Raw genomic sequence first — 2,055 nt, 5'->3', positions numbered from 1 at the left:
CCGCCGAACCGGCACCTCGCGCACGCTCAAGCCCCTCTCCCCCCGGGAGAGGGGTTGGGGTGAGGGTCCGTCCGCCCACGGAGCCGTCCCGTGAGCCAACCCACCCACCTCCTGACCGCCCTCTACCGCACCGGCACCCTGCGCACGCTGGACCACGCCTTCGCGCATAGCCTGGCTCGCCTCGACCCCGACACCCCCGACCTGGTCCTGGCCGGCGCCGCCCTGGCCTGGCTGGCAGTCGCCAGTGGCCACGCCGGCCTCGACCCGGCGCGCGCCAGCCTCCTGCTCGACAGCCGCGACGGCGCCGCCCCCACGCTGCCCACGGCAGACGACTGGACCCGCGCGCTGGCCGCCTCGCGCTGGGTCGCGCAGCCCGCCGCCGAGGACGCCGCCAGCGCCGACTGCCCGCTGGTGCTGGAACACGGCCTGCTGTACCTGCGCCGCTATCGCGAGTACGAACGACGCCTGGCCTTGGGCCTGTGCCGCCTCGCCGCGCAGCCGCTGCCGCACAGCGACCTCGCCGCGCTCGCACCCCTGTTCGCCCAGCTCTTCCCTCTCCCCCCGGGAGAGGGTGCCCGCAGGGCGGGTGAGGGTACGGCCGCCGCCGACGCATCAGACCGCCAAGCCCAAGCCGCCGCGCTCGCCCTGCGCCGCGCGCTGCTGCTCATCACCGGCGGCCCCGGCACCGGCAAGACCACCACCATCGCCCGCCTGCTGCTGCTGCGCCTCGCCCAGGCCCGCGCCGCCGGCCTGCCGCCGCCGCGCATCGCCCTGGCCGCGCCCACCGGCCGCGCCGCCGAGCGCATGGCCGAGAGCCTGCGCGCCGCGGTGGCGCGCGCACTCGCCGACGGCGTCGACCCGGCCCTGGCCGAAGCGCTGCCGGCCGGCGCCAGCACCCTGCATCGCCTGCTCGGCGTCATCCCCGACCTGCCGCGCTTCCGCCACGACGCCGACAACCCGCTGCCGTTCGACCTGATCGTGATCGACGAAGCCTCCATGGTCGACCTGCCGCTGATGTGCAAACTCGTGGAAGCCGTGGCCGACGGCGCGCAACTGATCCTGCTCGGCGACGCCGACCAGTTGCCCTCGGTGGAAGCCGGCGACGTGCTCGCCGCGATCCTGCAGGCCGCCGGCCCCGGCGACGCGCTGCAGCCCGACGACGCGCAGGCGCTGCAGCCGCTGCTCGGCCACAGCGCGGTCGCGCACGACCACGGCGGCCTGGCCGGACACCGCGTGCACCTGCTGCGCGGCTACCGCCAGGCCCAGGATTTCGCCCTGGCGCCGCTGGCCGATGCGGTACGCAGCGGCGATGCCGATGGCGCCCTGCGCCTGCTGCGCGACGGCCAGCTCGCCGGCGTGCATTACCACGACGGCGTCGACGACCCGCTCGCCGCCGGCGGCGACGCCCTGCTCGCGCACTGGCGCGCCCTCGGCGACGCCGACGACCCGGCGCAAGCCCTGCGCACCGCCGCGCGCCTGCGCCTGCTCACCGCCGTGCGCGCCGGCCCGCAGGGCGCGCGCGGGCTCAACGCGCGTATCGAACAATTGCTGGCCGAGACCGCCAGCGGCGCGCGCCGCCTCGGCGCCGCCTCGCCCTGGTTCCACGGCCGCCTGCTGCTGATTACCGAGAACAGCTACCGCCATGGCCTGTTCAACGGCGACGTCGGCATCTGCTTGCGCAGCGAAGCAAGTCCCTTTTCGGGGCGCGACGCGCAGGGCACCCTGGTCGCCTGGTTCGACGGCGCCGGCGACGGCCAGGTCCGCGGCTTCCACCCGGCCGCGCTGCCCGCGCACGAGAGCGCGTTCGCCATGACCGTGCACAAGGCCCAGGGCAGCGAGTTCGACGAAGTGTGGCTGCAGCTGCCGGCCCGCGACGCCCGCGTGCTCAGCCGCGAACTGGTCTACACCGGCATCACCCGCGCCCGCCGCGCGCTGCACATCGCCGCCAGCGAACCGGTGCTGCGCGCCGCGCTCGCCCGGCATGCGGCGCGGATCTCGGGGTTGGCGTGGCGGTTGGGTGGGGTGGAGCTGAGTGTCGATCCGGCACCACCACCG

The 2,055-nt window shown here is 76.1% G+C and carries 1 protein-coding gene; it reads left to right on the top strand.

What is annotated here, in order from left to right:
• Positions 1 to 90: 90 nt before the first annotated feature.
• Positions 91 to 2,055 (top strand): exodeoxyribonuclease V subunit alpha (gene recD / locus ACP93_RS20740; protein WP_048492549.1); only part of this gene is annotated, 1,965 nt, incomplete at its 3' end.

This window comes from Xanthomonas sp. NCPPB 1128 (genome assembly GCF_001043115.1).
GTDB lineage: Bacteria > Pseudomonadota > Gammaproteobacteria > Xanthomonadales > Xanthomonadaceae > Xanthomonas_A.
Note: the sequence above shows the minus strand (reverse complement) of the source record. Positions and strands in the feature narration are given on the sequence as shown.